Below are 24370 nucleotides of genomic sequence, written 5' to 3'. Positions count from 1 at the left end.
GATGAAAGGGGTCAGCGGTAGGTGCCGGGAATGCCCGGCACCGGCGAGATCCAGTTGTTGCCGCTGAAGTCGAATTCGCGCGGCTTCGATTCCTGCTCGGGCCTGGCGCTGATGCTGCCGCTGACGCGGTAGGCCAGCGAACCGGCGCTGCCCTTGGCGGCGGTGGTCTGCAGCGCCTGGGTCATCGCGGCGGTGGGCAGCACGTCGAGCCGGATCACATCGCCGGCGAGCTCGGGGATGTCGCGCTCGAAGGTGGCACGCAGCCGCACCGGCACCAGTTCGGCGACCTGCAGCAGGCCGTCCAGCGACCTGAAATCCATCTCGCCGTAGCTGTTGTTCTGGATGCGCAGGGTCAGCTGCCACTGGCCGCCCGGCAGCACGGTCAGTTGCTGGATGCTCACGTTGGGCGGGTACACGCTCTTCTTCGCCGGGCCACAGGCGGCCAGGCCCAGCAACAGGACGGGGATGATCCAGCGCAACAGGCGCATCGCGATTCTCCAAACGATCGTTTGAATACCGATTCTAACCATGATTGGGGGTACCGGCGCCAGTACGAGGGCGACAACTGCCCGCGCCGGTGGAAACCCCGGGCCTTCCCTGCGGCTGGAGCGACCCCTCAGGTTGTCCGAAACGCTTCATCGGGATGGCGAAGTGCGCGAGCAGTCCGCGCGATGGCGCAACACGGATGGGGCATCGTGCGCGCCGGAAGATCCTGGCCATCACGAGGTTTCGCCGTCATCTGCAAACAGGCATCATCGGCGTTTCCTCTCCGCCCGCAGGGTTCCATCGCATGTCACGACGTTTTGTTGCGCGCCGCTCGCCAATCCACGGCAACGGCGTGTTCGCCACCGCCCCGATCGGGAAGGGCGAGGAGATCATCGAGTACAAGGGCAAGTTGATGAGTCACGCGCAGGCCGACGACCTGTACGGCGACGGCGGCGAGACCGGCCACACCTTCCTGTTCACGCTCAACGACGACTACATCATCGACGCCAACCAGGGCGGCAACAGCGCACGCTGGATCAACCACAGCTGCGCGCCGAACTGCCGTGCGCTGGTCGAGGAAAGCGCCAGCGGCGACCCGCGCAGGGACCGGGTGCTGATCGAGGCGATCCGCAACATCAAGCCCGGCGAGGAGCTCACCTACGACTACGGCATCGTGCTCGACGTGCCGCACACCGCACGCCTGAAGAAGCTGTGGGTATGCCTGTGCGGCTCGCCGAAGTGCACCGGCACCCTGCTCAAGCCGAAGCGTTGAAGCCTGCCGGCGGGAAGACTCAATCCTCCTCCACGTGCGGCTTCCACGCCTCGCCGAGCTGCTTCTGCACGGCGGGCGGCACCGCTTCGTAGTGGCTGAGGTCGAGGCTGTAGCGGCCGCGGCCGCCGGTCATCGCCTTCAGTTCGGTGGGGTAGTCGGTCAGTTCGGCCAGGGGCGCCTGCGCCTTGATCACCAGCTCGCCGCCGCGCTGGGTGTCGGTGCCCAGGATGCGCGCGCGCTTGCCGGCCAGGCCGCCGGTGACGTCGCCCACGCTGTTCTCGGGGATCGCCACCTCGACGTTGACGATCGGCTCCAGCACGATCGGCCGCGCCTTGCCGACCGCGTCGAGGAAGGCCTTCTTGCCGGCGCTGACGAAGGCGACCTCCTTCGAGTCGACCGGGTGGTACTTGCCGTCATACACGGTCACGCGCAGGTCCTGCAGCGGATAGCCGGCGACCGCGCCGTGCTCCATCGCCTGGCGCACGCCTTTCTCGATCGCCGGCAGGAACTGGCCCGGGATCACGCCGCCCTTCACCGCGTCGACGAACTCGAAGCCGGCGCCGCGCTCGAGTGGCTCGATGCGCAGGAAGACCTCGCCGAACTGGCCGGCGCCACCGGTCTGTTTCTTGTGTCGGTGGTGGCCGTCCGCATGGGCGGCGATGGTTTCGCGGTAGGCGATCCGCGGCGGTTGCGCCTCCACCTCGACGCCGTAGCGCTCGCGCATGCGTTCCAGCATCACCTTCAGGTGCAGGTCGGACAAGCCGCGCACCACCGTCTCGTTGAGCTCCTTGTGGTGCTCGACGCGGAAGCACGGGTCTTCCTCCGCCAGCCGTGCCAGCGCGTTGGAGAGTTTCTGCTCCTGGCCCTTGTGCCGCGGCACCAGCGCCAGGCCGAACATCGGCGCGGGAAAGGCCGGCGGCGCCAGCGCGATGCGGTCCTCGTCGTGCGAGTCGTGCAGCACCGCGTCGAAGTGGATCTCCTCCACCTTCGCCACCGCGGCGATGTCGCCGGGGATCGCCGCCTCGATTTCCACATGCCCCTTGCCCTGCGGGCTCAGCAGATGGCCGACCTTGAACGGCTTGCGGCCGTCGTCGACCAGCAACTGGCTGTCGCGGCGGATCGTGCCCTGCCACACGCGGAACACGCCCAGCTTGCCCACGAATGGATCGTTGACGATCTTGAACACGTCGGCGATCACATGAGCTGCGGGGTCGGCGCCGACTTTCAGCGGCGTGCCGTCGCCGCGCACGAACGGCGGCGGGTTGCCCTCGGCCGGGTTCGGCAGCAGCCGCGCCGCCACGTCCAGCAGCTCGGCCAGGCCCGCGCCGGTGCGTGCGCTGACGAAGCAGATCGGCACCAGGTGGCCCTCGCGCAGGCACTGCTCGAACGCGTCGTGCAGCTGCTGCGGCGTCAGCGCGCCTTCGCCGGCGTCCAGGTAGCGGTCCATCACCGTCTCGTCGACCTCGACCACCTGGTCGAGGATGCGCTGGTGCGCCTCGGCCAGCGAGGAAAAATCGGTGACGCCGTCGGCGTGGAAGAAGCAGTCCAGCACGCGGCTTCCGCGCCCGGCCGGCAGGTTCACCGGCAGGCATTCGCCGCCGAATTCCTCGCGCAGCGCATCCACCAGCGCGGCCAGGTGGGCGCCGTCGTAGTCGATCTTGTTGATCACCAGCATGCGTGCCAGGCCGCGCGCCTTCGCATGCATCATCATGCGGCGGGTGCCGTGTTCGATGCCGTTGACCGCATTGACCACCACCGCCACCGTCTCCACCGCGGCCAGCGCCGACAGCGTGCCGCCGCGGAAATCGGCGTAGCCGGCGGTGTCGATCAGGTTGATGTGGCAGCCGGCGTGGCCGAGGCTGGCGATGCAGCTGTCGATGGAGTGCGCGCGCGCCTTCTCCTGGCTGTCGCTGTCCGATACCGTGTTACCGCGCTCGATCGAGCCCATCGCCTGGATCGCACCGCCGGCGTGCAGCAGCGCTTCGAACAGCGTGGTCTTGCCCACGCCGGCGTGCCCGGCGAGCGCGATGTTGCGGATGCTTTCCGTGGAATACGTCACGATGCGACCCTCCCATGCAGGGCACGGCCTCGTGGCATGAACGGCGCCGCACGAGGCCGCGCGTTGGCGGCTGACGATGGCGGGCCGTCATGGTCGTCCTTCACGCGTGCAGGGCGAGGGCGGTCATGGCGGAGAGACGGCGCGTGGCGCCGTCCGCGTAGCCTTGAGCCAACCGCCGGCACGGTCAAGTTGCAGTGCGGGGAACCGGCGCGGCGGCGCGGCGGTCTACGGAGCAACGCGGCAGGTTGCCGGGCCAGTGCCCGGCGTCCCAGCCGTACCGCCACCCGCGAGCCACCGCCATCGCCCATCCACAGCGTGTCCCCCAGCAGCAGAACTCGCCCGGCCCGGACCCGGCGGGGGAATCGGCTCGTGGCCTGACTCCGCTGGAAGCGGCGGAGCGTGCGCTGCTGCGCCGGCGACGTTGGCGCGAACCGGCGCGCGAATACCGATGGCACGGGCCGGCCCTGCTGGTGGCGCTGCTGCTGCATGCGCTGTTCGCGCTGGTGGTGTGGCAGCAGATGCGTCCGCGCCTGCCGCCCGCGCCGCATGCATCGCGGGAGGAAGCGCTGGAGGTGCGTTTCATCACCAGCACGCCGCCAGCCGCTGCGCTGCTGCCGCCCGCACCCTCCGCACCGTCGCGACCGCGTACCCCACCGCGGCACGAGCCGCCGGCGCAGAACGCAATGGCGCTGGAGTTGCCCGCGCCGCCGGCCGCATCGCGCCTCTACGACAAGCAGGGCCAGCCGCTGCTGCCCGCGCCGACCGCCAGTGCGCCGGCGCCGGACTACGTGTCGAACCTGCCGCGCGACGACGCGCGGATCATGCAGCACCGCAGTCCGGTCGAATACCGGGCCACGCGCTTCGACAAGGACTGGGGCGGCGGCAACGCGTTCGACAGCGCATTGCAGAAGCTGGTCGACAAGACCACGGTGAAGCAGACCATCCGCCTGCCGCGTGGCGTGCGCATCCACTGCGCCGTCTCGCTGGCGATGCTGGCCGGCGGCTGCGGCGGCGAGCCGCCGCCACCACCCTCGGCGAAAGACGGCGACGAGCGCCTCAGCATGGCGCCGGCCGCGCCGCTGGACGGCGCGGCGCACCTGCCGCCGAAGCCGGACGAGGCGGCCTGCATCGCGATGTATCGCGCGGGCAAGCCGCTGGCCTGGGGCTGCCCGGTCGACACGCCCAATCGCGCGGTCGATGCCGAACTGCGCGAACGCGCCGCGGGAGCCGCGCGCGACCACTGAGCGTCATGCCGGGGCCTACCCGCGCCCGCTACACTCGCGCGCATGCCCCTGCCACCCCCGGACCAACCTGACGCCGGCCGCTCAGCCAATCCCGCGCGGGTGATGCTGAACTCGCCGCTGGCTGCGGCGACCCGGGCACGGGTCTACCACCAGCGCACACGACCGCGCCCGCGCGAGCTGGGCCTGCGCCTGTTAGGCGTCTTCGGTGCGTTGCTGGTGCACCTGCTGTTCCTGTTCGGCTTCGTGCTCGGCCCCGCGTTCCAGCTGGCGCCGCCGCCGCCATCGAAGCAGCAGTTCCTGCAGGTGCGTCTGGTCGAGCCGCCGGAACCGCCGCCACCGCCGCCGGTGCGCGGCACTCCGCCGAAGGAGCGCGGACCGCGCCACCAGGGTCACGCCAGCCGGCCCGTGCCGAGCCGCGAACCCGACGCCAACGCGCAGGCCGTGGCCACCGAGCAACCGGCCGCGACGGCCACGCCGATGATCGCCGCCGTGGCGAAACCGAAGGCGCCAGCGCCGAAACCAGCGGCCGCACCGAAGCCTCTGGCAAGCCTGCTGCAACCGGCGCCCACGCCCGAGCTGCAGCCGGTGCCGCTGGCCGGCGAGCCGCCGGCGGTGACCCTGCCGACGCCGGCCCTGCAGCCGCCGGTGCCGCCGAAATACCAGCCCGAGTCGGTGCGCAGGCCGCAACTGGAAGGCAACCGCGCGATGCCGCCACCGCCATCGCTGGCATTGCCGGAACTGCCCGCGCAGGCCGCGCCGCCGATCGCCGTCTCCAGCATCGCGCTGAATGCCGAGGTACCCAGATCCACTGCGCCCGCCAGCGTGACGCCGGCCCGTGCCGAGCTGCCGGCGGCGCCGCCGGTGCCCGAATTGCAGCCGGTGCCGCTGCCGGCGCAGGCCGAGCCGAGGGTGAACCTGCAGGCGCAGCTGAGTGTGCCCGCGCCCACCGTGCCGAACGAGAAGCCGCAAGTGCAGGCGCCGGCGATCGAAGTGGCCGAAGCCGAACTCGCGGCGGTGCCGCTGGCGCCCGCGGCAGCGGAGAAAATCCAGCCGCAGGTGGCGAACGAGAAGGTCAAGGTGTCGGAAGCCGCGCGCGAAACAGCCATCCGGCCGTCCAGCGCGCGGCCGCAGCTGAGCGCGCCGGCCACCGTCGCCGAGACCGTACCGGCCGAGGCGGCGGCCGCCTCTCATGCTGCCGCCGCCGCGCCGCCGGCGGAACAGGCCACGCCGCAGCCGGCCGAGGCTGGCCAGGGCCGCGACGTCAGTCGCGCGCCAGAGGCCAGCGCGCAAGGCAGCGACTTCGCCACGCCCGGCGCCAACTCGGCAGCGCCGGCCGAGAATCGCACCGGAGTGGCCAGCCGCACCGGCGCGAACGCCGCGTCGTCCGCATCGACGCCCGGTCATGGCAGCCAGCCGCAGTCGGGCCAGCCCGGCGACAACCAGCCCGGCGCGACGCAGGGCGAGCGGCAAGGTGGGCAGCAGAGCGGACAGCAGGGCGAGCCGGGTAGCTACGTGCAGCTGAAGCCGCGCGGCGACACCGAGATCATGCGCCACAGTGCGCCGAACATCGGCTACCAGCCCACCCGCTTCGAGCAGGACTGGACGCCCGAAGGCGAAAGCTCGATCGACACCGCGCTGCACCGCGCGGTGGACAAGACCAAGCTCAGCCACACCTTCCACCTGCCGCGCGGCGTCCGAGTGAAATGCACGGTGATGCCGCTGCTGCCGATCGCACTGTTCGGCTGCGACAATCCGGACCCGCCCGCCAGGCCGGTCGCCCCGAAAGTCTACGATCGCCTGCACCTGGCGCCGGCCAACCCGCCGGCATCGCCCGCGTCCGTGGCCGCCCGCGGGGCGCCCGCACCGGTGGTCAGGTTCGACAACGCCGCCGAGTGCGCCACCGCGCGCATCGCCGGCGGGCCCCCGCCACCCGGCTGCGAAGGCATCGTGCTGCCGGTGGAACCGGCCGCGCCGGCGCCATCGTCCAGCTCCTGGGTGCCGGCGAGCGACCAGTTCCACTGAGCGGCACGCCGCGGCCACGCTCGCCCCCGGTCCAGAGGATCCGGTGCGCACATCATGCGTGCGCCGAGGTGCCATGCCGGCACTGCCGTCCTGCAGCAAGCTCGTTGGAACGATGGCGCAGCTCGCGCAGTGGATCGCGGAATCGGACAAGGCGATGGTGTTCCAGGCACGCGGCCCGGCATCCCGGGTTTCCGCTTTTCGCTCCGTTCAATCCGAAACGGAAATGCTGGCTTCGACCAGCCAGTCGATCACGCCGCGGAGTGCATCCGTGTTGCCTGATCCTCCATTCCGCAGGTTGTGATAGAGCGCCAATTGCTGCTGCGCGCTCGTCCCGCGGGCGACGATCTTGCCGAGATGCCGCAGGGATTCCTCACAATCCAGGTCATGCGCATCTTCTGAAACCAGTTCGATGGCGGCGTCCAGCACGTGGACGCACTCGACCACCTCGCCGGTAGGTTCATCGATGAAATCCGCGGCCGGGCCGAAGCGTTTTGCGCGCCAGCGATTCTCGTCGATGATCCGGCGGGTCAGTGCGGTGCGTGCCAGACCGAGTTCGGGGCGGCGCACATGGGCACGCACCAGGCAGCGAAACAGTGCGGCCAGCGCGAGAGCATCCTCGATGTGCGTGCAGGCGTCGGCGATGCGCAGTTCGAGCGTGGGGTAGCGATGCGCAGGGCGGATGGCCCACCACAGGAAGCTCGCGTCCTTGATGGCGCCAGCGCGTATCAGCAGTTCGCAGAAGACCCGGTATTCGGCTTCGTCGGCGAAGAAGTCGGGTATCCCGGAGCGCGGCCATTCGTCGTAGGCGGACTGGCGATAGCTGAGCAGGCCCGTGTGGCGGCGGTTCCAGAAGGGCGACGACGTCGACAGCGCGAGGAACAATGGCAGCCAGGGCATCAGGCGATTCATCAGGGCAACGCGATCGACGTTTGCCGGGGGCGCAACGTGCACGTGCAACCCGCACAACAGGTTCCGGCGACCGACCATCTGAAAATCATCGATGATCCGGGCATAGCGTGATTTGTCCGTCTGCGTCTGCCGATGCCAGGCGCTGAGCGGATGCGTGCCTGCCGCGACGAGCCGCAAGCCGGCGGTTTCGGCAAGCTCGGCAACGCCGCGGCGCAGCCGTGTCATCTGCGCGCGCGCCATGGCCATGTGGTCGAACACGGGCGAGCTGACCTCGACCTGGGACTGCAGCAGTTCGCTGCCGACGCAAGTCCCGAAGCGTTGCCGGCACTCCTTCAGGAACGCCTTGGGCACGCGCGATGGAGTGCCGCGCGTACCGGGACTGACCAGGAAGAATTCCTCCTCCAATCCGAACGTATAGGCGCTGGAAGGCTCTGCGGCCATCGGGAGCTCCGGCGTAATCGCCAGCCCAGCATCACGCAGCGCGAATGAGGATTCCGTTAGGCAGCGCCCGCGCTGGCGGCTGCGGCGCGATGGCTGCCGGCTCGGTCGACGATGCTCTTTCGGTACGCCACCTGGTGCCTGAAGAGCGCCGGCGCGTTCGACGGGAACATGCGTACCGTGTCGCTCGGATTCCCGACCTGCCAGCAACCTTGGGCCGGTCGGGCGCTATTCACAGCAGCCGCAGCAACTCCTTCATCAGCGGCAGCCGGCGCACGCGCACGGCGCTGGCGCGGAATACCGCATTGGCCAGCGCGGGGGCGGCGGTGGGCATGGCGAGGAAGCTGGCGCCGGCCGGTGCGCGATCGTCGGCGACGGTGATCACCTCGACGTCGTTCGGCAGCTGCGCCATGCTGGCCAGCGGGTAGTCCTTGTAGCTGCGCTGCTGCACCTGTCCGCCCTTGATGGTGATCGCGGCGTTCAGCGCGATGGACAGCGCGTCCAGCGTGGCGCCGGCCACCTGGCCCTGCAGGCCCAGCGGGTTGATCACGCGGCCGACGTCGACGGCGCAGACGACGCGCTGGATCACCAGCTTCTCGCCCTGCATCGCCGCCTCGATCGCGTGCGCCACGTAGGCGCCGTCGATGTGCCAGCAGGCGATGCCGAGGCCGTTGACGGTGCGCAGCCAGTTCTTCCATTCGATGCGGTCGGCGACCAGCCCGAGCACGTTGGCGAGGCGGCCGGTGTCCAGCGTGGCGCCGCCCTCCAGCGGCAGCTGGCGCGGCGTGCCGAGGAAGCGCAGGCGCGTCTTCAGCGGATCCTCGCGCAGCTGGTGGGCGATCTCATCGATGAAGCTTTCCGCGGCGAATGCGTTGCTGAGGTGCGGCATGCCGCGCATCGGGCCGCGTGGGGTCGCCGACTCCAGCGCGTACCAGTCGCTGCGGTAGTTCGGCACCAGCGGGGCCGGCAACGGGTCGGCCTGCAGCTCGGAGGTCCACAGGCGGTCGGCCGACACACCGCGACCGGTCAGCGCGGACGCGCTGGCCATGCGCTGGTGCCAAGCCAGCAGCTGGCGCTTGCGGTCGATGATGGCGCTGATCTGGTGCACGCTGCCGCCGCGGTAGCAGTCGTGGCCGAAGTCCTGCTCGCGCGTCCACAGCACGCGCACCGGCCTGTTGGCGGCCTTGGCCAGCATTACCGCTTCGGCGACGTAGTCGTGGTCCAGCCGGCGGCCGTAGCCACCGCCGACGCGCGGCACGCGGATGTCGATCTGCTCTGGAGCGAGGCCGGTCAGCCGCTGCACCACGGTCCAGGCCAGCTGCGGCGCCTGGGTCGGCACGACCAGGCTGGCGCGGTCCTTGTCCAGCCGCACCAGGCAGTTCATCGGTTCGGCGGTGGCGTGTGCCAGCCACGGCTGCACGTAGGTGGCGTCGAGACGCTGCGCGGCCTTGCGGCGGGCGGTGTCGACGTCGCCGGTGTTGCGTACGCGCGTGGTGGGGGCCGCCTTGCCGGCGAGCAGGGCGAGGGCCTGCTGCTCCAGCGCCGCACTGTTTTCGCCACCGCTGGCACCGGGTTTCCATTCGAGCTTGAGCTTGTCGCGGCCCTGCAGCGCGGCCCAGGTGTCCTCGGCCAGCACCGCCACGGCCGGGGCGAGTACCGTGCTGCCCAGCGGCTGACCGGGTTCGGGCTTGAGCTGGACGACCTTCAGCACGCCCTTCACGGCGAGCGTGTCTGTGGTGTCGATATGCGTCAGCGTGCCGTCCGGCCACGGGCAGTGCGCCAGCACGGCGACCAGCGCGTCGCCGTAGTGGTGGTCGATGGCGTAGCGGGTCTGGCCGGTGACGATCGCGCGGGCGTCGGCGTCGCCGGCGTTCTGGCCGATCAGGCGGTAGGCGGCGGGCTCCTTCAGCGGCGGCGGGCTGGTCGGGAGTGCGATCTTGCTGGCCTCCGCGGCCAGGCTGCCGTAGCTGAAGCGGCGGCCGTCCGGCGCCACCACGTAGCCGTTGTTGCAGCGCAGCCGGTTGGCGGGTACGCCGATCCGGCGCGCGGCCGCCTGCAGCAGCAGCCAGCGCGCCGCCGCGCCGGCCTGGCGCAGGTCGTGCCAGGCGGCGGGGATCGAGCCGCCGGTGCCGCCGACCTGGCGACCGTAGACCCAGCGCGGCTTGCCGTTGTCGTTGTCCACGCCGAGGCCGAGCGGAATCACGCTGACGTTGTTCCAGTCGGCGTCGAGTTCGTCGGCGATGATCCGCGGCAGCGAGGTGGCGACGCCGGTCCCGGTATCCGGATCGCGCGCGCCGATCAGCACCTTGCCGTCCACGTCGATGCGCACGTAGGGGCCGAGCCCATGGATCTCGTCGCCGAGCAGGGCCGGCGGCAGCGGCGGGTCGGCGGCCTCGGCGAGGCGGATGCCCACGACCAGCGCGCCGGCGCCCCCGGCCAGCACCTGCAGGAAGCGACGGCGCGAAAGACGGATGCCGTGGCTCATGGCAGGGCCGCCTTGCCGGCGGCGGCGCGCTTGATCGCGCGGCGCACGCGGGTCTGGCAGCCGCAGCGGCACAGGTTCGGCAGCTGGTCGATGTCGGCGTCGCCGGGATGGGGCTTGCGCCGCAGCAGATCGACGCCGGCGATCAGCCAGCCGGGCGTGCAGTAGCCGCAGCCGATCGCGTCTTCGTCGATGAACGCCTGCTGCAGCGGATGCAGGGTGCCATCGGCGGCGGCCAGGCCTTCCACCGTGACCACCGCCTTGCCGGCCAGCGCGGCGATCGGCTGCGTGATCGCGGAAACCGCGTTGCCGTCGAGCAGCACCAGGTCGGCGCCGTTCTCGCCGTATTCGCTGCCGTACTTGGTGCCGGTGAGCCGCAGCACGTCACGCAGGTACCACAGCAGCGGCATCTGCGGGTCGCCGGTGTGGCGATAGTGCTCGCCGTTGACCTGCAGGTCGATGCCGTCGCGGATCTTCTCCGGCACGATACCGCTCTCCTGGCCGGTCGGCAGAACCTGGGCTTGCACGGGCACCATCCATCATCTCCCTCGGAACGTATCGGCACATTGTGGCATTGCCGCTGGCCGCTTAGGGGCGTGCGCGGCTGAACAGGCGGCGCCAGACCAGGTACACCGGCGCACCGGCGGCCATGATCAGCAGGCCGATGCCGGTGTTGCGCGGGTGGTCGTGCAGCGACATCACCACCACCAGCGCCACCGCGGCGATGAACAGCAGCGGCAGCCACGGGTAGCCGGGCACGCGGAAGCCGCCGGCGGCGCCGTCGTGGCGGCGGTACCAGAACAGCGTGCCCACGCCGACCGCGCAGGCCAGCCAGTCGCCGAAGGTGGCGTAATCCAGCAGCTGGCCGTAGCTGCCTGACAGCGCCAGCACGATCGCCCAGCCGGTCAGCAACAGCAGCGCGGTGTTCGGCGTGCGCCAGCGCGGGTGCAGCCGCGCCACCGCGCGGAAGAACAGGCCGTCCTCGCCCATCACCTGCAGCACGCGGGCGCCGGCGACCAGGGTGATGTTGCAGAAGCCGAGGGTGGAGATCGCCACGCCCAGCGCCATCAGCTTCGCGCCCACCGGGCCGAGCACCTGCTGCATCACGTCCGCCGCCGGCGCGTTGCTGGCGGCCAGGCCGGCGTGGCCGAGCACGGCCAGGTAGGCCACGTTGACCAGCGCGTAGGCGCCGATCACCAGCAGCATGCCCAGGGTCAGCGCGCGCGGCAGCGTGCGTTGCGGGTCGCGTACCTCGCCGGCCAGGTTGTTGAGGTAGGTGAAGCCGGAATAGGCGAACAGCACCGGCAGCGCCGCGCCGAGGAAGCCGACGCCCTCGCGCGCCGGGTCGACGGCCAGCACCTGGCCGTGGCCCGCGCCGGCGAGGAGCAGCCCGCACGTCACCAGCGCCGCCACCGCCAGCAGCTTGAGCAGGGCGAACAGGTTCTGGATCTGCGCACCGAGGCGGATGCCGAACAGGTTGATGCCGCTGACGAAGACCAGCGCTCCCACCGTCAGCGGCTGTGCCCAGGCCGGCGTGAGGCCGAACAGGGCCGAGGCGTAGCGGGCGAAGATCGTCGCCACCGCCGCGGTGGAGCCGGAATAGATCACCAGCAGCATGGTCCAGCCGAACAGGAAGCCGGCCAGCGGTCCGAATGCCTCGCGCAGGTAGACGTAGCTGCCCCCGGCGTGTGGTCGGCGCGCGCCGAGTTCGGCGTAGCACAACGCGCCGACCAGGGTGAGCAAGCCCGCGGCCACCCACATCAGCAGCAGCGCCAGCCCCGATTCGGTGCGCTGCGCCACGATGCCGGGGTTGAGGAAGATGCCGCCGCCGATGACGCCACCGACCACGATCAGGGCGGCATCCCAGGGACGCAGGCTGCGCACGTAGGTCTCGGCGGCAGGGGAGGGCGGCATGGCTTCGGTCGGCGGAAAGGACGCGACAGCATGGCGGCCGGCGGCGTGCCCGGCAAGGCCGCAGCTGCAGGGGATCAGGGCAGTTGCAGTTCGCCGCGCACGCCGATCGCGCAGGCGCCGCCGATCGTGATGGCGCCGCTGGCCGGGTCGCGGGCGACTTCCACCACCCCGTCGCAGCCGACCTCTCGGCCCTGGCTGGCGCGGTAGCGCAGGCCGTAGCCGTCGCGCTCGCCGCGCTCGCCCAGCCAGGCCATGATCGCCGCGTTGGCGCTGCCGGTAACCGGATCTTCCGGAATGCCATCGGCGGGGCAGAACGCGCGTACCGCCATCGCCGCATCGCCGGCATGCTCGCGGCCGAATACGCCGATGCCGACGGCCTGCTGCTGCAGGCACAGCGCGGCGACGGCGGCCAGGTCCGGCTGCAGGCCGCGCACCGCGGCGGCCTCGCCCAGGTTGGCCAGGATCCAGTGCGGACCGTTGTCGACGTGGCAGGCCTCGCTGGCTGCCAGCTCGACGCGCAGGGCCCGGGCGAGCGCGGCGTGCAGCGCGGCGTCTGCCGCGGCGATCCGCGCCGGCGGTGCCTGCACATGGATGAGCCGTTGCGGCCCGTTGCCGCTCACCTGCACCGGCAGCAGCCCCGCTGCGCATTCCTGGACCAGTGCGGCGTTGCCGGTGGCGACCAGTCCGGCCTCGATCGCCGCATAGGCGCTGCCGACGCTGGGATGGCCGGCGAACGGCAGTTCCTGCCGCGGCGTGAAGATGCGCACGCGGTAATCCGCCGCGCTGCTGGTTGGCGGCAGCAGGAAGGTGGTTTCGGAAAGGTTGGTCCAGCGCGCGAAGGCCTGCATCGTGGCGTCGTCGAGGCCGTCGCCGTCGACCACGACGGCCAGCGGGTTGCCCCGCAACAGCTTGTCGGAGAATACGTCGAGCTGGATGAAGCGGCGGCTGCGGGGCATGGCGGTTTCCGGTCGGGCAACCGCTTGACGATTGCACCGGCGGACGCGCCCGGCAAGTGGCCGGCCTGCGCGTGCGGTGCGGTCGACGCAAAGCCGCGAAAGCGGAAAGCCGGCGCCCGGCGGCGTCGGCTTTCCGTGCAGCCCGCCCACAGCGGCGGTCAGAACACGCCGAGGAACACGGCCAGGTTGCTCACGTTGAGCGTGCCGATGCCGGCGCCCGGCTCGTACCCGTTCGTGCCGGCGTAGAACCAGTTGTCGCCCGCGCGGATGTCATTGAAGGCCGAGAAGGGGCCGTAGCCGAAGATGTTCTGCAGCGCGTAGACCTGCGGATTCCAGAAGCCGACGCGGCCGTGGCTCGACTGCGTCAGCAGGGCGCTGATGCCGTTGAGCTGCGGTGCGACGAAGCTGGTGCCGCCGATGAACGTCAGCAGGCCCGGGCCGTCCAGCGACGAAACCAGGCTGTAGCCGGTCTCCGGGTCGGCGTTGAGCGAAACGTCGGGCTCGTTGCGGCCGCGGTAGTTTGGCGCCAGCATGTAGCGGATGCCGAGCGCCGGGAACAGCAGGGTCTGGTTCTTCTCGCTCCGGCGGATGCCGCCGGTGGACGCCTGGTAGCGCGGCAGCTGCCAGAACACGCTCACGCCGCCGCCCCCGCCGACCGAGAACACGGCATCGGTGATGTCCACGCCGAAATGGGTTCGGAAATAGCTGGCGATGTAATCCCAGCCCCAGACGCTTTCCTGGGTGAGCGACGCCGCCGGGCCACCGTGGAAGCTGTAGGAGAACGGCACCGTGGTACCGCCTGCGCTGGTGATGAACGGGTCCGCGGCGGGAGCGTCGACGCTGAGCGGTGGCGGCACGGGGTCGCTGGGCAGGCCGCCGAGCGAGCGTACCGTGTCGTAGGCGCCGGAGTCGCCCGAGGCGGCGAACATCGAGATGCCCTGCGCCGCCGCCTCCAGGAACACCTGGTGGAACGCGCGCAGTTCGCCGGTGAAGTTGACGCCGCCGTTGAGCTGGGGGAAGTAGAAGATCTCCGGCGCACCCCAGCTCACCGACAGGCTGTCGACCTTGTTGTCGGACACCGCCCGGTCGAACACGTCGAAGAAGCCGGCGTCGGTGTTCGGCGCGTCGTACACGATGATGTCCGCCCACGGCGCCAGGCCGCCGGACTGCTCGACGTCGAGCGATGTCTCGCCCGAGCCGGCCGGCCCGCTGAGCGGTCCGCCGCCGTCCACGTGCACCTGGGTGATGCGGTTCGGTTTCACGGCCAGGCCGATCGCACTCCAGTAGGCGTACGCGTCCGCGGGGATGAAGTCGGCCAGGGTGGCGATGCCGACGGTCGAGCCCTTGCCGTTCACCCCGGCCGCGTACAGCGGGTTGATGTTGTAGCGGTTGGCCACGTCGCCCACGGTGAATTCGCCGACCGTGCAGGTGGCGGTGGGATCGCCGGTGCAGGTCTTGGCGGGTGCGGCATTCCTGGCCAGCGCGTTGGCGCCCTGTTGCGGCGGGAGGATCGCGCTGACCCGATGCGAGCGGTAGCGCGCCTCGTTGCTCAGGCCCGAGGCCACCACCAGCGTGCCGGCCAGTGCGACGGGAACGGTGGGTGTTGCGTTCGGCCGATGGAAAGTCGAGCCGTCGCTGGCGCGGTAGTCGTGGATGGAAGTGTGGAAGGCCGTGTTGAACTGGCTGATCGTGCCGCTGACCTTGATGGCCAGGTGGTTCGGCAGAAGTTCGATTTCGGTGAGCCCCTGCCGCTTGAGGAAGGCCCGGACTGCGGTGATCTCGCCGGCGGTAGCACCATAGCGGTCCGCAAACTGCGCGGTGGACAGGAAGCGGTGGAACGAGGGACTGCCGCGGGTGACGGTGCCGTAGACGAAGTTTTCCAGGGCATCCTGATTGTGCAGGCCGAGCACCAGCGTGACGCTTACCGTCTGGCCCGGATTGCTTGCCCCGAGATCGGCGGGGGGCGAACCCCCGGCCGCGAAACCGGCGGTGCTGAAGCCGCAAAGCAGCAGCGCCACCGAGGCCGCGAGCGACGTGCGATGGAATGTCTTGAGCATGTGATTGTCTCCAAGGGTAGAGACGGTCGCCGCTGGCGGGCGCTGGCATCAGTGCTTGACGTCACGTCTCGTGGCAGGCCGCAGGCCATGGGTCGAGTCGATCCCCAACATCCAGTCGCGGCCCCTGAAGACCACCCGCGCTGGTCCAGCGAGCCTAGACCCGCAGGGCGTGCCGGGGAAGTGCCTGGCCGTGCGAAACATTTTGCGAACTCCGGTGACGCCCCGGACCCCGGGCCGCCGGCGCCGGCAGCCGCCATCGGGGAGCGGGAACTGCGCTGCGGGATCACCGCACCCATGGCCGGGCGAGCGCGCGGCGCTCTCGGGCGGCGGGGCGATTTGCGGCACAATAAGAGGGTTGCGCGCCGTGAACAGCCGTTCGCCGGTGCCCAGGTTTCCCCGAATCGAAGCTGCCCACCCGAACCCCCATGACCACCATCAAGCAAGCAGACCTGATCCAGTCCGTCGCCGACGCGCTGCAGTACATCAGCTACTACCACCCGGTCGACTACATCAAGAGCCTCGCCGCCGCGTACGAGCGCGAGGAATCGCCCGCCGCGAAGGATGCGATGGCGCAGATCCTGATCAACTCGCGGATGGCCGCCGAGGGCCACCGGCCGCTGTGCCAGGACACCGGCATCGTCACCGTGTTCCTCAAGGTCGGCATGAACGTGCGCTGGGACGACGCCACCATGTCGCTGGAGGACATGGCCAACGAAGGCGTGCGCCGCGCGTACATGGATCCGGACAACAAGCTGCGCGCCAGCGTGCTGGCCGACCCGGCCGGCAAGCGCATCAACACGAAGGACAACACGCCGTCAGTGGTCAACATGACCATCGTGCCGGGCGACACGGTCGAGGTGATCGTGGCGGCCAAGGGCGGCGGTTCCGAGGCGAAGTCGAAGTTCGCCATGCTCAATCCCTCCGACTCGATCGTCGACTGGGTGCTGAAGACCGTGCCCACCATGGGCGCTGGCTGGTGCCCGCCGGGCATGCTGGGCATCGGCATCGGCGGCACCGCCGAGAAGGCGATGCTGATGGCGAAGGAAGCGCTGATGGAGTCGATCGACATCCAGGAACTGATCGCGCGCGGCCCGGCCAACCGCGCCGAGGAACTGCGCATCGAGTTGTTCGACAAGGTCAACGCGCTCGGCATCGGCGCACAGGGCCTGGGCGGCCTCACCACCGTGCTCGACGTGAAGGTGAAGGATTTCCCCACCCACGCGGCGAACCTGCCGGTGGCGCTGATCCCGAACTGCGCCGCCACCCGCCACGCCCACTTCGTGCTGGACGGCAGCGGCCCGGTGAGGCTCGATCCGCCGTCGCTGGAAGACTGGCCGAAGCTCACCTACGACGCCTCGAAAGGTCGCCGGGTGAACCTCGACACGGTGACCCGGGACGACGTCGCCGGCTGGAAGCCGGGCGAGACCCTGCTCCTCAGCGGCAAGCTGCTCACCGGCCGCGACGCCGCGCACAAGCGCATGGTCGAGATGCTCAACAAGGGCGAGCCGCTGCCGGTGGACTTCAACGGCCGCTTCATCTACTACGTCGGTCCGGTCGACCCGGTGCGCGAGGAGGTGGTCGGCCCGGCCGGTCCCACCACCGCCACCCGCATGGACAAGTTCACCGAACAGGTGCTGGCGCAGACCGGCCTGCTCGGCATGGTCGGCAAGGCCGAGCGCGGTCCCGCCGCGATCGAGGCGATCAGGAAGCACCGCTCGGTGTACCTGATGGCCGTGGGCGGCGCGGCATACCTCGTCTCCAAGGCGATCAAGGCTTCGCGCGTGGTCGGCTTCGCCGACCTCGGCATGGAGGCGATCTACGAGTTCACCGTCGAGGACATGCCGGTGACCGTGGCGGTCGATTCGGGCGGCAGCTCGGTGCACCAGACCGGTCCGCGCGAATGGCAGGCCCGTATCGGCAAGATCCCCGTGGTGGTCGCGTAAGGCCATACATCATGTTTCCTTCTCCCCCGCGGGGGAGAGGGCGTTGTCGTCGCTTCCGTGCTTCGCCGCATTTGGCCATCCAAACGCTGCGATCTCATCCCCGGTTGCATTCCGTCTGCTGCGGCGCAACACTGGCGGAATTGTTTTCCCAACCACGCCATCGAAGGTACCCGTGAACCCGCAAAGCCTCGCGTCGCTTCCTGCCGACGCCCCCTGGATCGTGATGAAGTTCGGCGGCACCAGTGTCGCCACGCTTCCCCGCTGGCAGAACATCCGCGAACTGGTCGCCAGCCGCCGTGCTGAAGGCGCGCGCGTGCTGGTGGTGGTTTCCGCGCTGACCGGCATCACCGACGCGCTGAAACAGCTGTGCGGCGAGGGCGAGCAGGACAAACGCAAGGCGGCGGCCGGCGCGATCGCGCAACGTCACTACGACCTGCTCGAGCACATGCAGCTGGCGCTGCCGGACACGCTCGGCTCGCGCCTGTCCGATTTGGCCGGGCTGGCCGCCAACGGCCCGGCACCGCGCGGCGAACTGGCCTGGCAGGCGCAGGTACAGGCGCACGGCGAACTGATGTCCAGCGCGCTCGGCGCCGCCTTCCTCAGCCACAGCGGGTTGCCCACGCAATGGCTGGACGCGCGCGAATGCCTGGCGGCGGTCGCGTTGCCGAACCAGAACGAGCGCACCCGCCTGCTGTCGGCGATGGTCGAGGCGAAGCCCGATCCTGCGCTGAACGCGCGCCTGGCTGCGCTGGGCGAGGTGTTCATCACCCAGGGCTTCATCGCGCGCGAGCAGCATGGCCGCACCGTACTGCTCGGCCGCGGCGGCTCGGACACCTCGGCCGCGTACTTCGGCGCGCTGCTGAAGGCGCAGCGGGTGGAGATCTGGACCGACGTGGCCGGTATGTTCACCGCCAACCCGCGCCAGGTGCCGGGCGCGCGCCTGCTGCAGCGGCTGGATTACGAGGAAGCGCAGGAAATCGCCTCCACCGGCGCCAAGGTGCTGCATCCGCGCTGCCTGTCGCCGCTGCGCGACCCGCGCGTGCCGCTCCTGATCAAGGACACCAACCGGCCCGAACTGGACGGCACGGTGATCGGCCCCGAGGTGCGGGCGCACGCGCCCAGCGTGAAGGCGATCAGCGCGCGCAAGGGCATCACCCTGGTCTCGATGGAATCGGTGGGCATGTGGCAGCAGGTCGGCTTCCTCGCCGACGTGTTCGCCCAGTTCAAGCAGCACGGCCTGTCGGTGGACCTGATCGGTTCGGCCGAGACCAACGTCACCGTGTCGCTCGACCCCACCGAGAACCTGCTCGATTCCGACGCGATCGCCGCGCTCGCCAGCGACCTGGCCAAGGTGTGCCGGGTCAAGGTGATCGCGCCGTGCGCGGCGATCACCCTGGTCGGCCGCGGCATGCGCTCGCTGCTGCACACGCTGTCCGGCGTGCTGGCCGAGTTCGGCCAGCTGCGCGTGCACCTGATCACGCAGTCGTCGAACAACCTCAACCTCACCTTCGTGGTGGACGAGGAGGTGGTCGACAAGCTGCTGCCGCACCTGCACGACCTGCTGATCGCCGCCGGCGCGCTGCGCACCGACGAGAGCGCGCTGTTCGGGCCGAGCTGGCAGGCGCTGTACGGCGGCGGCGAGGCGCCCGACGCGGCGCCGGCATGGTGGCGCGGGCCGCAGCGGCAGCGCCTGCTGGAGCTGGCCGCCGAGGCCACGCCGCGCTACGTCTACCACCTGCCCACGGTGCGCCAGCAGGCGCGCGAGCTGAAGTCGCTGGCAGCGGTGGACCGGCTGCATTACGCGGTGAAGGCGAACACGCACCCGGCGATCCTCGCGACGCTGGCCGCCGAAGGTTTCGCGTTCGAGTGCGTCTCGCCCGGCGAGCTGGAGGCGGTCGCCGCGATCGTGCCGGAATCGGTGCCGCTGCTGTTCACGCCGAACTTCGCGCCGCGCCGGGATTACGTGTCCGCGCTCGCCACCCGCGCCACCGTCACGCTCGATGCGATGTATCCGCTGGAGCGCTGGGGCGAGCTGTTCCGCGGCCATGAGATCGTGCTGCGGGTGGACCTGGGACGCGGCCTGGGTCATCACGAAAAGGTGCGCACCGGCGGCAGCGGCAGCAAGTTCGGCCTGCCGCTGGACCAGTTGTCCACCTTCCTGCAACTGGCCGACGCGCATGGCGTGACCGTGCGCGGCCTGCACGCGCACCTGGGCTCGGGCGTGCTCGATGCCGCCCACTGGGGCGAGGTGTATGCACAGCTGTCCAGCCTCGCCGAGCGCATCGGCAGCGTGGCCTTCCTCAACATCGGCGGCGGCCTCGGCGTGCCCTCGCACCCGGGCGAGGTGCGGCTCGACGTGGCCGAACTCGACCGCGTGCTGCGCGAGGTCAAGGCGGCCTATCCGCACTACCAGCTGTGGATGGAGCCGGGCCGCTACCTGGTGGCCGACGCCGGCGTGCTGCTGGCGCGCGCGACCCAGCAGAAGGGCAAGGGCGCGTTCCGCTACCTCGGCATCGACACCGGCATGAACAGCCTGATCCGCCCGGCGCTGTACGACGCCTGGCACGAGATCATCAACCTGTCGCGGCTCGACGAACCGGCCACCGCGCTGTACCAGGTGGTCGGCCCGATCTGCGAGAGCGGCGACGTGCTCGGCACCGACCGGCGGCTGCCCGAGGCGCAGGAGGACGACGTGATCCTGATCGCCCAGGCCGGCGCCTATGGCAAGGTCATGTCTTCGCACTACAACCTGCGCGACGAGGCCGACGAGGTGGTGATCGACGCCTGACCCGGAGTGCGCGTGTCCAGTCCCTTGGCCGCCGAAAGCCATCGAACCGGCATCGCCCGAAGCTAGAATCAGCCCGTTCGCCCCGGCGATGCGGGCGATGGAGAAAGATGTGAGCAACACGATCCAACCGCGCCTCACCAGGGTCTTCCGCTTCGTGCGCTGCAGCTACGCCGATGGCGTGGCCGAGCTGGCGTACGCGTTCGACGATGGCGAGGAACTGGTCGAGCGGATCCGCTTTCCGCACGCGCCGGCGGTGCCGGCCGCGCGCGCGACGGCGTTCGATGCCGCCCTGAAGCTGCTGCACCTGGTCGCCGGCGTCAGCTACTACAAAGCTGGCGTGCCGCCGCGGATCGAGCTGGCCGATGGCCCGCTCGACGATGCCACCGCCGAGCTGCTGGACCAGCTGTACCTGCATGGCCTGGCCGAGTTCGCCTATCGCAACGGGCTGGACCTGCGCGGGCGGATTGCGTTCCCGCGTGTTGGCTCGGGAACGAAAGCGGCCGGTTCGCATGGCGGCGTGGCGCCTGCGCTGGATCTGCCGAAGCGCACCCTGGTGCCGATCGGCGGCGGCAAGGACTCGCTGGTGGCGGTGGAGGCGATCAAATCCATCGGCGACGAGGCGACCGCGGTGTGGGTGGGCAATTCCGCGCTGATTGCGGCCTGTGCCGAACGCACCGGCCTGCCTACCTTGAACATCCAGCGCGAACTGGCGCCGGGCCTGTTCGAGCTGAACCGGCTCGGTGCGTGGAACGGCCACATCCCGGTCACCGCGGTGAACTCGGCGATCCTCGCCGTGGCGGCGGTCGTGTACGGCTACGATTCGATCGCCTTTGCCAACGAACGCTCCGCCTCCGCCGCCACGCTGGAGTACGAGGGCCAGCAGGTGAACCACCAGTGGAGCAAGAGCCTCGCTTTCGAGACCTTGCTTGGCGACTGGCTGCACACCCACGTGGCCGCCGACCTCGACTACTGCTCGTTGCTGCGGCCGTATTCGGAATTGGCGATCACCCGCGCGTTCGCGAAGCTGACGCCGTACTTCGACGTGTTCTCCAGCTGCAATCGCAACTTCAGGCTGCTCGGCCCGAAGCCGGTGGACCGCTGGTGCGGACAGTGCCCGAAATGCCACTTCGTGTTCCTGGCGCTGGCGCCGTTCCTGCCCAAGCCGCGACTGCTGGCGATCTTCGGCCGCAACCTGCTCGACGATGAAACGCAGGCTGCCGGTTTCGACGCGCTGCTGGAATACCAGGACCACAAGCCGTTCGAATGCGTGGGCGAGGGCGCCGAGGCGCGCGCCGCGATGTACGCGCTGAGCCAGCGGCCGGAATGGCAGGAAGACGCACTGGTCGAACGCTTCCGCAGCGAGATCCTGACGCAGCTCGACGTCGCGCAACTGGCGCTGGAGCCGTGGCTGGAACCGTCGCCCGAACACCGCGTGCCGGCGCGCCTGCAGGCGGCGCTGGCGGCGATCGGTTGATGCGCTTCGCTGACCTGGCTCGTCGCCGCGTGGCGATCTGGGGTTTCGGACGCGAAGGCCACGCGGTCATCAAGGCCCTGCGCGTGCGGTTGCCGGCGCAGTCGTTGACCTTGTTCTGCGGTGCGGCCGAGGTAGAGGCCGCGCGCGCATTCGATGCCGCGCTCGAGGTTGTCGCCGGTGAACCGGATGCAGCGACACTGGGCCGGTTCGACGTGGTGGTGAAATCGCCCGGGATCTCTGCATACAAGCCGGCACTACTGGCCGCACAGGCGCAAGGCACGCGGTTCACCTCCGGCACCGCACTGTGGTTCGCGGAGAATCCGCAGGCGCGCGTGATCGCCGTCACCGGCACCAAGGGCAAGAGCACCACCAGCGCGCTGCTGGCACACGTGGCACGCGCGCTCGGCGTGCGCACCGCGCTGGCCGGCAACATCGGCCTGCCGCTGCTGGAACTGCTCGACCAGCGTGCCGAACTGTGGGTGATCGAGCTGTCCAGCTTCCAGACCGGCGAAGCAGGAGCGCTGGAACTGGGCGTGGTCACCAGCCTGTACGAGGAACACCTGGACTGGCACGGCTCGCGCGAGCGTTATGTGGCCGACAAGCTGAAGCTGGCCGATGCCGCGCGCACGCTGCTGGTCAACGGCCAGCAACCGGGCCTGCTGGAACGCACCGCCGCGCATCCGCATCGCCTCGTGTTCGGCACGCCGGAAGGCTGGCATGTCCGCGATGGGTTCATCCGCCGCGGTGTGCGGGAGGTTTTCCTGATCGAGCAGTTGGCGGCGCCGGGCCTGCACAATGCACTCAATGCCTGTGCCGCGCTGGCCGCGCTGGAGGCGATCGGCATGGACGCACTGGCCGCCGCACCGGTACTGGCCAGCTTCCGCCCGCTGCCGCACCGCCTGCAACCGCTGGGTGAACGCGACGGCTGGTATTGGGTCAACGACTCGATCAGCACTACGCCGCTGGCCACACTGGCGGCCCTGGAAAGCCTGCACGGCCGCACGGTGACCGTGCTGGTCGGCGGCCACGACCGCGGACTGGACTGGACACCGTTCGTCGAGGCGATGCGCGCCACACCGGCGCACGCGATCGTCTGCATGGGCGCCAACGGTGCACGCATCGAGGCGGCGCTGCGCGTGGCGGGAGTTGCTTGTCCGGTCTTGCTGGTGAGCGATCTCGCGAATGCGGTCGAGGCCGCCAGGGCGCGCACGCCCGAGCATGGCGTGATTTTGCTGTCGCCCGGTGCGCCCAGTTTCGATCAGTTCAAGGACTATGCGGAGCGTGGGCGCCGGTTCGGTGTGCTGGCCGGTTTTGATGCGGCTGGCGTTTCCGGCATCGACGGGCTTGGTATCGAGGGAGCTCGGCACGACTGAGGCCCGTGTGCAGCCTGTTCGCCAGCGGCGTCACGGAGTTGCGTCTGATTGGGAGCCCGGGAAACTTCCCAAGGCGTCAAGGTGGGAAAGGTGCAGGTGGGAAAGGTGCCAGGGACCATTTCCGGCCTGTCGCCATCGAACACCAATCAAGCGGAGGCCACATGAAGATCCGTGAAAGCGGCATGCCCGATGAGGCCCAATGGAACAGCTTCTTCGACTGCGAGGCAGTCATCGGGAAGCTGCTGGGCGCCACGGGAGTGCAGGGCGATGTCGTCGAGTTTGGCTGCGGCTATGGCTCCTTCACGCTGCCTGCTGCGCGGCGCACGAGCGGACTGGTTACCGCGCTGGATATCGAGCCAGGGATGATCGCCATCGTGCGCGAGAAGGCCGCGAGCCTCGGGCTGCACAACATCCGGGCCGAGTTGAGGGATTTCGTCGCGGATGGCGCGGGCGTGGATGCCGGTTCGCAGACGCATGCGATGATTTTCAACCTGCTGCACCTGGCGCAGCCTGTGGAATTGCTGCGGGAAGGCCGCCGGACCCTGCAGGGCGGCGGGGTGCTTTCGGTGATGCATTGGCGCAGTGACATCCCTACCCCGCGCGGGCCGCCGCTGGCGATGCGCCCGACACCGGAGCAGTGCCGGCAATGGATGGCCGATGCCGGGTTCCGTGACATCGAATCCGCCGACCTGCAGGATGGTTGCCCGTTCCATTTCGGCCTGATCGGCCGGCGCTGATACGCGACGTGGAACGGTGCTTCGACCGGCTTCAGCGCGCGTAGCGCGCACGCGGCTCGTTCACGCGCTTTTTGGCGTCGAGCTTGATGTGTTCGCGCAACCAGGCGGCGAACTCGGCTTCGGACAGGCTGCCTTCGGCGAGGGCGATCATGGTGACGTACTTGTCTTCGTCGCCGGCGACAAGGTCGGCACCGTTGAGCGCGAGGAAGACGCGGTAGCAGACGTGCGCTGTGCGCTTGTTGCCGTCGACGAAGGGGTGGTTGCGGGCCAGTCCGAAGGCGAGGCTGGCGGCAAGGTCGGCAAGATCCGGCGGCGGATCGCCGTACGCATGCGATTGTTGGGGACGCGCAAGCGCTGAATCCAGCAGGTTATCGTCGCGCACGCCGATGCCGCCGCCATGTTCCGCCAGCTGGCGCTCGTGGATGGCGATGGCGAGCGGCCTTTCGATCCAGATGATCATGGCCACCAGCTACTGCGCCAGCTTGCGCAGGACGTTGCGATCCTTGCGCATGACTTCTTCGGCCACTTCCATCTGCCTGGCCAGGGTGGGGTCGTAGGTGGTGAGGCGTATGCCGTCGGGGGTTTCCAGCGCGAACAGTTCGTCGCCTTTCTCCAGCCGCAGGCGGGCCAGCAGTTCGCGCGGCAGGATGACGCCGGCGGAGTTGCCGATGGTGGTGATCTTCAGCTTCATGGCGGTCTCGGAATTGTTATAACGT

The 24370-nt window shown here is 69.9% G+C and carries 18 protein-coding genes; 8 read left to right on the top strand and 10 right to left on the bottom strand.

All coding sequences use genetic code 11. From position 1 onward, the window contains the following. Window positions 1-11: 11 nt before the first annotated feature. Window positions 12-488: a hypothetical protein gene (locus DEO45_RS01360; protein WP_114340538.1), complete on the bottom strand. Its 477-nt coding sequence runs from the start codon at window positions 486-488 to the stop codon at window positions 12-14. A 302-nt stretch (window positions 489-790) separates the two neighbouring features. Between DEO45_RS01360 and DEO45_RS01355 the strand changes: the two genes are divergently transcribed. Next, window positions 791-1258, top strand: coding sequence for an SET domain-containing protein (locus DEO45_RS01355; RefSeq protein WP_114340537.1), 468 nt, complete (start codon window positions 791-793; stop codon window positions 1256-1258). 19 nt (window positions 1259-1277) lie between these two features. Here DEO45_RS01355 and fusA read toward each other — a convergent pair whose 3' ends face one another. Then, window positions 1278-3317 carry an elongation factor G gene (gene fusA / locus DEO45_RS01350; RefSeq protein WP_114340536.1) on the bottom strand — a complete coding sequence of 680 codons (2040 nt, stop codon included), beginning with the start codon at window positions 3315-3317 and terminating at the stop codon, window positions 1278-1280. Window positions 3318-3562: 245 nt separating this feature from the next. Between fusA and DEO45_RS01345 the strand changes: the two genes are divergently transcribed. Together DEO45_RS01345 and DEO45_RS01340 are read left to right on the top strand one after the other, a co-directional pair. Continuing rightward, window positions 3563-4561, top strand: a complete 999-nt coding sequence (locus tag DEO45_RS01345; RefSeq protein ID WP_223250734.1) for a hypothetical protein — start codon at window positions 3563-3565, stop codon at window positions 4559-4561. A gap of 42 nt (window positions 4562-4603) precedes the next feature. Beyond that, complete coding sequence (locus tag DEO45_RS01340; protein ID WP_223250733.1) at window positions 4604-6583, top strand: hypothetical protein; 1980 nt, start codon at window positions 4604-4606, stop codon at window positions 6581-6583. Between the two features lie 207 nt (window positions 6584-6790). On the opposite strand, the gene DEO45_RS01335 is transcribed toward DEO45_RS01340, so the two are convergent. From DEO45_RS01335 to DEO45_RS01310, 6 genes are all read right to left on the bottom strand, one after another. Beyond that, window positions 6791-7933 (bottom strand): carboxylate-amine ligase, encoded by a 1143-nt coding sequence (locus DEO45_RS01335; RefSeq protein WP_114340534.1) that lies wholly within the window; start codon window positions 7931-7933, stop codon window positions 6791-6793. A 229-nt stretch (window positions 7934-8162) separates the two neighbouring features. Then, the gene (locus DEO45_RS01330) at window positions 8163-10415 is read right to left on the bottom strand and encodes a xanthine dehydrogenase family protein molybdopterin-binding subunit (protein ID WP_114340709.1); all 2253 of its coding nucleotides are present in this window, start codon (window positions 10413-10415) and stop codon (window positions 8163-8165) included. Further along, window positions 10412-10948, bottom strand: coding sequence for a (2Fe-2S)-binding protein (locus tag DEO45_RS01325; protein WP_114340533.1), 537 nt, complete (start codon window positions 10946-10948; stop codon window positions 10412-10414). Before DEO45_RS01325 ends, DEO45_RS01330 begins: the two co-directional genes overlap by 4 nt. A 52-nt stretch (window positions 10949-11000) precedes the next feature. After that, window positions 11001-12326, bottom strand: a complete 1326-nt coding sequence (locus DEO45_RS01320) for an APC family permease (protein ID WP_114340532.1) — start codon at window positions 12324-12326, stop codon at window positions 11001-11003. A gap of 74 nt (window positions 12327-12400) precedes the next feature. Then, window positions 12401-13282, bottom strand: coding sequence for a PhzF family phenazine biosynthesis protein (locus DEO45_RS01315; protein ID WP_114340531.1), 882 nt, complete (start codon window positions 13280-13282; stop codon window positions 12401-12403). Window positions 13283-13440: 158 nt separating this feature from the next. After that, window positions 13441-15339 carry a S53 family peptidase gene (locus DEO45_RS01310; protein ID WP_114340530.1) on the bottom strand — a complete coding sequence of 633 codons (1899 nt, stop codon included), beginning with the start codon at window positions 15337-15339 and terminating at the stop codon, window positions 13441-13443. A gap of 425 nt (window positions 15340-15764) precedes the next feature. Here DEO45_RS01310 and DEO45_RS01305 point away from each other — a divergent pair, with 425 nt between their 5' ends. The 5 genes from DEO45_RS01305 (at window position 15765) to DEO45_RS01285 (ending at window position 23654) form a co-directional block, all read left to right on the top strand. Next, the gene (locus DEO45_RS01305; RefSeq protein ID WP_114340529.1) at window positions 15765-17282 is read left to right on the top strand and encodes a fumarate hydratase; all 1518 of its coding nucleotides are present in this window, start codon (window positions 15765-15767) and stop codon (window positions 17280-17282) included. A gap of 172 nt (window positions 17283-17454) precedes the next feature. Continuing rightward, window positions 17455-20070: a bifunctional aspartate kinase/diaminopimelate decarboxylase gene (locus DEO45_RS01300; protein WP_262982178.1), complete on the top strand. Its 2616-nt coding sequence runs from the start codon at window positions 17455-17457 to the stop codon at window positions 20068-20070. Between the two features lie 109 nt (window positions 20071-20179). Beyond that, window positions 20180-21544 (top strand): UDP-N-acetyl-alpha-D-muramoyl-L-alanyl-L-glutamate epimerase, encoded by a 1365-nt coding sequence (gene murL / locus DEO45_RS01295; protein WP_114340708.1) that lies wholly within the window; start codon window positions 20180-20182, stop codon window positions 21542-21544. Further along, window positions 21544-22917, top strand: coding sequence for a UDP-N-acetylmuramoyl-L-alanine--D-glutamate ligase (murD, locus tag DEO45_RS01290; protein WP_114340527.1), 1374 nt, complete (start codon window positions 21544-21546; stop codon window positions 22915-22917). The genes murL and murD overlap by 1 nt, the downstream gene beginning before the upstream one ends. A gap of 161 nt (window positions 22918-23078) precedes the next feature. Continuing rightward, window positions 23079-23654, top strand: coding sequence for a class I SAM-dependent methyltransferase (locus DEO45_RS01285; protein WP_114340526.1), 576 nt, complete (start codon window positions 23079-23081; stop codon window positions 23652-23654). A gap of 31 nt (window positions 23655-23685) precedes the next feature. On the opposite strand, the gene DEO45_RS01280 is transcribed toward DEO45_RS01285, so the two are convergent. Both DEO45_RS01280 and DEO45_RS01275 read right to left on the bottom strand, forming a co-directional pair. Then, complete coding sequence (locus DEO45_RS01280; protein ID WP_114340707.1) at window positions 23686-24114, bottom strand: type II toxin-antitoxin system death-on-curing family toxin; 429 nt, start codon at window positions 24112-24114, stop codon at window positions 23686-23688. Between the two features lie 9 nt (window positions 24115-24123). Then, the gene (locus DEO45_RS01275; RefSeq protein ID WP_114340525.1) at window positions 24124-24345 is read right to left on the bottom strand and encodes an AbrB/MazE/SpoVT family DNA-binding domain-containing protein; all 222 of its coding nucleotides are present in this window, start codon (window positions 24343-24345) and stop codon (window positions 24124-24126) included. Window positions 24346-24370: the final 25 nt, after the last annotated feature.

The organism is Rhodanobacter denitrificans (assembly GCF_003335105.1).
In the GTDB taxonomy this organism is placed as follows: domain Bacteria; phylum Pseudomonadota; class Gammaproteobacteria; order Xanthomonadales; family Rhodanobacteraceae; genus Rhodanobacter; species Rhodanobacter denitrificans_A.
Note: the sequence above shows the minus strand (reverse complement) of the source record. Positions and strands in the feature narration are given on the sequence as shown.